This window comes from Epibacterium ulvae (genome assembly GCF_900102795.1).
Taxonomy (GTDB): domain Bacteria; phylum Pseudomonadota; class Alphaproteobacteria; order Rhodobacterales; family Rhodobacteraceae; genus Epibacterium; species Epibacterium ulvae.
This window is the reverse complement of sequence record NZ_FMWG01000014.1, coordinates 79,427-85,426: the sequence shown is the minus strand read 5'-3', so window position 1 is coordinate 85,426 and position 6,000 is coordinate 79,427. Positions and strand designations below refer to the sequence as shown.

The window sequence follows — 6,000 nt, the reverse complement described above, 5'->3', positions numbered from 1 at the left end:
CTCGGTCTCGGTCTCGGTCTCGGTCTCGGTCTCGGTCTCGGTCTCGGTCTCGGTCTCGGTCTCGGTCTCGGAAGAGAGGCTCTCTACGGTTTCGACATCGTCAATCCCTACTTCTGTCTCCACCACATCATCGCCGTGCTGACGTTTGTCTTGGTCCAAAGTTTCGACTTCAGCTTTTGCTGCTGCCGGTGCCTTGGAGTTTCTCTTCTTTGCCACGCCGATATCCCTTTCCGTTGTCAAAACTCAAACGACCTTTGTGCGCACCCTACTGCGCAGTTTTATTACCCTCAACCCGTGCCAAACGCATTGCGACCAAACGCACGCCTTCAGCCATCGCCGCAGCAGTTGGATCCTGCGCAACAATCAAGTCTTTGGCATCCAAAGCAGATAAAGGTTCGGCCACTGCCTCACTCATCGCCACCAAATACAGATTTTGCGCTGCGCTGCAGAGTTTTACAAACTGTTCTGCAGTTCGAGGGGAAAAAATTGGCGCAATCACCGGAACTTCTGCCTCAAGTGCCCGCTGTGCAGCCGCTGAAAACGAACAATACCGTTGATCATATACGATCGTCTCTTCAGAAAGTTGCCCCTGATTCTGCAATCGGTTGCAAAGATCGCCACGTGTATGCTGTCCGCGAAGATGCAGGAGGGGCCCCTGAACAGGATCAAGCGCACGCACAAAACCATCGACATTTGCCCCGAAACAATATGCGTCCCATCCAAATTCGACAGCTCGGTCTGTGGTATGTCTTCCCACACAAAATGCAAGGCCACGCTGCATCGTCTTTTGCGACGTGATCTCCACCGCATGGGCCGAGGTAAACACCACACCAGCATAGCCCGACAAATCAATCGATACCTCTTTTGCGACAATCTGCAAAAGGGGCGATACAATACTCTGCCAAGATGCTTGCTCATCAGCGGTGAACTGGCTCCAAAACCGCGCCGAAGCGTCTTTTGGCCGTGTCAGCAAGAGCACCGTCATCACGATCTCCTGGGATTGTTAGATGGTTAAATAGGTGGTAGCCCCCAAGCCACTTTGATGCAACGGTAAGGCCATGGAACGGACAATCACCATTTTGGGACTGGAAAGCAGCTGTGATGATACAGCAGCAGCCGTTGTCCGCGAACAGGGTTCCGCTCAACCTGAAATTTTATCTTCGATTGTCTTTGGACAAACAGACCTTCACAGTGCCTATGGGGGGGTCGTGCCAGAAATTGCAGCGCGCGCGCATGCCGAAAAACTGGACCTTTGCGTACGTGATGCTTTAGCGGATGCGAAAATAGGGCTCGCTGATCTGGATGCCGTCGCAGTCACCGCAGGACCCGGACTGATCGGCGGTGTTATGTCCGGTGTTATGTGCGCCAAAGGCATTGCTGCAGCAACCGGCCTGCCATTGATTGGTGTAAATCACCTTGCTGGTCATGCGCTTACGCCGCGGCTCACGGATCAAATTCCTTATCCGTATCTCATGTTGCTTGTCTCAGGTGGCCATTGCCAGTTCCTGATTGCCCGTGGTCCCGAGGATTTTACCCGTCTTGGTGGCACGATCGATGACGCACCCGGCGAAGCCTTTGACAAAACCGCCCGCTTGCTGGGTCTTGCGCAGCCCGGTGGCCCCGCAGTTCAGGCCGAAGCCGCACAGGGTGATGCCAAACGGTTTCGCTTTCCTCGTCCGATGCTGGACCGGCCTGATTGCAATATGTCCTTTTCCGGCCTGAAAACTGCGCTGATGCGCATGCGCGATCAGATCGCGGAAAAACAAGGCGGGCTGACCCGGCAGGATCGCGCCGATCTCTGTGCTGGGTTTCAAGCGGCTGTTGTGGATGTCCTGGTGGGCAAAACACGCCGTGCTCTTGCTGTTTACCTTGAAAGTAACCCAAGCCACCCCACAATTGCAGTAGCCGGTGGCGTTGCTGCTAATACAGCCATTCGCAAGGGGTTAGAAGCTGCAAGTACGGACGCTGGAGTTGCCTTCACTGCGCCGCCTCTTTCCTTATGTACAGATAATGCTGCAATGATTGCCTATGCAGGCCTTGAACGTTTCAAGTCCGGCGCGCGGGATGGAATGGATCTGGCCGCACGCCCACGCTGGCCTCTGGATCAGACAAGCCCCGCGCTTCTGGGCAGTGGCCGCAAAGGTGCAAAAGCATGAGCGTTGCAGTGTTGGGCGCCGGCGCATTTGGAACCGCCTTGGCAATCTCACTGGCTGATATGTCACCCGTTACACTTTGGACACGTGATATAGACCATGCAAACGCAATGCATCATGCGCGCACAAACGAAAAACGATTGCCCTCACTTCCTTTCCCACATCATTTAACTGTCAGCTCTGATCTGAACAAAGCCACGCAGGCAGATACGCTTCTCTTGGCTGTCCCGATGCAAAAAATGCGGAACTTTCTTTTGGAAAACAAGGACTTTCTACGGTCAAAAACACTTGTGGCATGTTGTAAAGGCGTTGAATTGAACACTGGCCTTGGCCCAATCGGTGTACTGCGCGCGGTGTTGCCAAATGAACGTGCTGCGCTTTTGACAGGCCCCAGTTTTGCAGCCGATATCGCGCGAGGGTTGCCGACCGCTTTAACTCTGGCCTGCGCCACCTCCACAACAGCCAAAAATCTACAAGACCAGCTGACAACGCACAATCTGCGTCTATATCGCACACAGGATACAATTGGCGCTGAACTGGGCGGAGCACTCAAAAATGTATTCGCCATCGCTTGCGGTGCCGTCATCGGTGCAGGTCTTGGCGATAGTGCACGTGCTGCATTGATGACCCGTGGGTTTGCTGAAATGCAGCGCATGGCGCTGGCACTTGGGGCTAAACGAGAGACACTTGCAGGCCTTTCTGGCTTTGGAGACCTTGCACTGACCTGTGGATCTGACCTCTCTCGCAATTACAGACTGGGATTGGCCATCGGCGCCGGTGACACCTTTGACCCAAACGTCACCGTCGAAGGCGCCGCCACCGCGCGTGCAGCATATGCTAAGGCAACAGACATGCGGATCGATATGCCAATTACTCAAACTGTTGTGGCTTTACTGGATCAACGCTTGACGATCACCGAAGCCACCGCTCAACTGCTCAACAGACCATTGAAAGAGGAATAACATGCTGATTGCCCTCATCGCACGCGACAAATCAGGAAACTTGCAAACACGCCTGGACAATCGCACGGCGCACCTTGCTTATATCGAAGAGACAGGTGTCGTCGCCCAAGCCGGACCTTTGCTGGGAGACACTGACGACATGATCGGTTCTTTGATCATCTTAGATGTAGAAGACATGACCGCTGCACAAAACTGGGCCGACAATGATCCTTACGCCAAAGCCGGTCTTTTTGAGTCAGTTGAATTGATCGTCTGGAAAAAGGTTATCGGGTGATGGCCTACTGGCTGTTCAAATCGGAACCTTCCGCTTGGAGCTGGAGCCAACAGCGAGCCAAGGGCGAAACCGGTGAAGAGTGGGACGGCGTGCGCAACTATCAAGCGCGCAATTTCATGCGGCAAATGAAGCTCGGAGACCTTGGGTTTTTCTATCATTCTCAAAAAGAAAAAGCGATCGTCGGCATCGTCGAAATCTGCGCTGAAAGCCATCCAGACAGCACGATTGATGATCCCCGTTGGGACTGCGTGGATATCAAGGCGCGCCAGAGTTTTACAAAGCCTGTCACGCTAGAACAGATCAAGGCGACGGCGGAACTGGGAAATATGCCACTTGTAAAAAGCCCCCGTCTATCAGTGCAACCTGTCAGCGCTGAAGAATGGGAGCTTATCTGCAAAATGGGCGCAACAAGCCCCGCCTGATATCAATTGGCATGTACGTAATGATGTTAACGCAGCGCATTTCACAATAAGAAAGGGAAGGTTCCGGGACGAACAGAACCTTCCCTTCCACCCCGCGTGCTCCATTACCACCACACGCGTATCAGAATATCGGTTCGGCCATCCTAGCCTGTAGATCAAAGTTATCCCCAGCCCCTCTGATTCTGCAAATCATAAGCGCGGAGAATTCTGCTCAAATTTTCATGGACTTAGGAAAAATGCCTCACCACCAAAGGGCGGGAGGCATTTATGGGCATTAATTGTTAGCCGTATACAGCTTCTTTGCCAAAATGTTTGGTCAGCATATAATAGACAACAGCGCGATATTTATTCCGTTCTGATCGGCCATAGGTTTCCACGACCGCATTAATCGCATCCATCAACTCTGGACCATCCGTAAGGCCAAGTTTTTTAATGAGAAAGTTGGTTTTTACGGTTTCCAACTCAGACTCTTGTGAAGATGCGACAGTTGACGCATCCGCGTTATAAATTGCCGGACCGCAACCAATTGTGACTTTGGTCAACAAATCCATATCTGGCTCCATGCCACATTTTGCCTTCAGGTCTTCAGCATATTGCGCAATCAGATCGTCTCGTTTTCCCATGTCGGGCTCCCCGGTTCAAAAATTCAATCTTTATTGACAAGGAGCTTAGTCACGGTGCCGTGATCCGCAAAGGAAAAGATTTATAAATCATTCCCCCAAATAAAAGCGCCGCCCAAAGTCTCCTGAGGGCGGCGTTTTCAAATCTATTTCAAAGCACGTTTAATAACGGTAATGCTCTGGTTTAAACGGGCCTTCAGGTTTTACACCGATATAGGCAGCCTGTTCAGATGTCAGTTTTGTCAGTTTCGCACCCACGCGCTCCAGATGCAGCGCGGCCACTTTTTCATCCAGATGCTTTGGCAGGATGTAGACTTCGTTTTTGTACTGATCGCCACGTTGGAACAATTCAATCTGCGCCAGTACCTGATTGGTGAAAGAAGCTGACATCACAAAAGATGGATGGCCAGTTGCATTGCCAAGGTTCAGAAGACGCCCTTCGGACAACAGGATAAGACGATTGCCCGAAGGCATTTCGACCATATCAACTTGTTCTTTGATATTGGTCCATTTGTGGTTCTTGAGGTTGGCAATCTGGATCTCATTGTCGAAGTGGCCGATATTACCCACAATCGCCATGTCTTTCATCTCACGCATGTGTTCAATGCGCAGGATGTCTTTGTTCCCCGTAGTGGTGATAAAGATATCCGCGTCCAGCGCTTCTTCCAGCAGAACCACTTCAAAACCATCCATTGCGGCCTGCAGCGCACAAATCGGATCAGCTTCGGTCACTTTGACCCGTGCACCCGCACCGGCCAATGATGCAGCTGAGCCTTTGCCTACGTCACCGTAACCGCAAACAACCGCAACTTTGCCGGCCATCATCGTGTCGGTCGCGCGGCGAATTCCGTCTACCAGAGATTCTTTGCAGCCATATTTGTTGTCGAACTTCGACTTGGTAACAGAGTCGTTCACATTGATCGCAGGGAATGGCAGCTGGCCATTTTTCTGCAGCTCATACAAACGGTGCACACCTGTGGTTGTTTCTTCAGAAACACCAAGAATTGCATCACGGGTTTTGGTAAACCAACCCGGAGATTGCTCCATCCGCTTTTGGATCTGCGCTTTGATCACAGTCTCTTCTTCAGAGGTGGGAACTGGGATGATATCTTCACCCGCTTCAGCACGCGCGCCAAGCAAGACATACAGCGTTGCATCGCCGCCATCATCCAAAATCATGTTTGGACCATCTTCAAACAGGAAAGATCTGTCCAGATAGTCCCAATGCTCTTCCAAAGACTGGCCTTTGATCGCAAATACAGGGATATCACCTGCCGCAATTGCCGCCGCTGCGTGATCTTGTGTTGAAAAGATGTTGCAAGACGCCCAACGCACATCTGCGCCCAGCGCGACCAGTGTTTCGATCAAAACCGCTGTCTGAATGGTCATGTGCAGCGAACCAACGATCCGCGCCCCTTTGAGCGGCTTCTCTTCGCCATACTCTTTGCGCAGCGCCATCAGGCCTGGCATCTCGGTTTCAGCGATATCCAGCTCTTTGCGACCAAAGTCAGCCAGCGTGATGTCCTTGACGATATAGTCCCCAGCCATAGTCAGCTCCATTCCGGTTTG

8 protein-coding genes are annotated in these 6,000 nt (G+C 52.1%); 4 read left to right on the top strand and 4 right to left on the bottom strand.

The window, feature by feature from the left end:
* Together BLP79_RS17250 and BLP79_RS17245 are read right to left on the bottom strand one after the other, a co-directional pair.
* Positions 1-216, bottom strand: a 216-nt coding sequence (locus BLP79_RS17250; RefSeq protein WP_211477635.1) for a hypothetical protein, incomplete at its 3' end; no start/stop codon positions are given.
* Between the two features lie 49 nt (positions 217-265).
* On the bottom strand, positions 266-985 hold the full coding sequence (locus BLP79_RS17245; protein WP_090220943.1) for a uroporphyrinogen-III synthase: 720 nt from the start codon (positions 983-985) through the stop codon (positions 266-268).
* A 73-nt stretch (positions 986-1,058) separates the two neighbouring features.
* Here BLP79_RS17245 and tsaD point away from each other — a divergent pair, with 73 nt between their 5' ends.
* From tsaD to BLP79_RS17225, 4 genes are read left to right on the top strand one after another with little or no spacing between them, the layout of a single operon-like run.
* Positions 1,059-2,156 carry a tRNA (adenosine(37)-N6)-threonylcarbamoyltransferase complex transferase subunit TsaD gene (gene tsaD, locus BLP79_RS17240; RefSeq protein WP_090220942.1) on the top strand — a complete coding sequence of 366 codons (1,098 nt, stop codon included), beginning with the start codon at positions 1,059-1,061 and terminating at the stop codon, positions 2,154-2,156.
* The gene (locus BLP79_RS17235) at positions 2,153-3,115 is read left to right on the top strand and encodes an NAD(P)H-dependent glycerol-3-phosphate dehydrogenase (protein WP_090220941.1); all 963 of its coding nucleotides are present in this window, start codon (positions 2,153-2,155) and stop codon (positions 3,113-3,115) included. The genes tsaD and BLP79_RS17235 overlap by 4 nt, the downstream gene beginning before the upstream one ends.
* A 1-nt stretch (position 3,116) precedes the next feature.
* Positions 3,117-3,389, top strand: coding sequence for a YciI family protein (locus BLP79_RS17230; RefSeq protein ID WP_090220940.1), 273 nt, complete (start codon positions 3,117-3,119; stop codon positions 3,387-3,389).
* The gene (locus BLP79_RS17225) at positions 3,389-3,811 is read left to right on the top strand and encodes an EVE domain-containing protein (RefSeq protein ID WP_090220939.1); all 423 of its coding nucleotides are present in this window, start codon (positions 3,389-3,391) and stop codon (positions 3,809-3,811) included. The genes BLP79_RS17230 and BLP79_RS17225 overlap by 1 nt, the downstream gene beginning before the upstream one ends.
* Before the next feature lie 281 nt (positions 3,812-4,092).
* Here BLP79_RS17225 and BLP79_RS17220 read toward each other — a convergent pair whose 3' ends face one another.
* Positions 4,093-4,434 (bottom strand): DUF2853 family protein, encoded by a 342-nt coding sequence (locus BLP79_RS17220; protein ID WP_090220938.1) that lies wholly within the window; start codon positions 4,432-4,434, stop codon positions 4,093-4,095.
* Positions 4,435-4,593: 159 nt separating this feature from the next.
* Positions 4,594-5,979 (bottom strand): adenosylhomocysteinase, encoded by a 1,386-nt coding sequence (gene ahcY / locus BLP79_RS17215; RefSeq protein ID WP_090220937.1) that lies wholly within the window; start codon positions 5,977-5,979, stop codon positions 4,594-4,596.
* Positions 5,980-6,000 lie beyond the last annotated feature (21 nt).

Bases quoted from the DNA above. Each gene is read 5' to 3' on its own strand.
- BLP79_RS17245 (WP_090220943.1), bottom strand. From the start codon at position 985: ATGACGGTGCTCTTGCTGACACGGCCAAAAGACGCTTCGGCGCGGTTT.
- tsaD (WP_090220942.1), top strand. From the start codon at position 1,059: ATGGAACGGACAATCACCATTTTGGGACTGGAAAGCAGCTGTGATGAT.
- BLP79_RS17235 (WP_090220941.1), top strand. From the start codon at position 2,153: ATGAGCGTTGCAGTGTTGGGCGCCGGCGCATTTGGAACCGCCTTGGCA.
- BLP79_RS17230 (WP_090220940.1), top strand. From the start codon at position 3,117: ATGCTGATTGCCCTCATCGCACGCGACAAATCAGGAAACTTGCAAACA.
- BLP79_RS17225 (WP_090220939.1), top strand. From the start codon at position 3,389: ATGGCCTACTGGCTGTTCAAATCGGAACCTTCCGCTTGGAGCTGGAGC.
- BLP79_RS17220 (WP_090220938.1), bottom strand. From the start codon at position 4,434: ATGGGAAAACGAGACGATCTGATTGCGCAATATGCTGAAGACCTGAAG.
- ahcY (WP_090220937.1), bottom strand. From the start codon at position 5,979: ATGGCTGGGGACTATATCGTCAAGGACATCACGCTGGCTGACTTTGGT.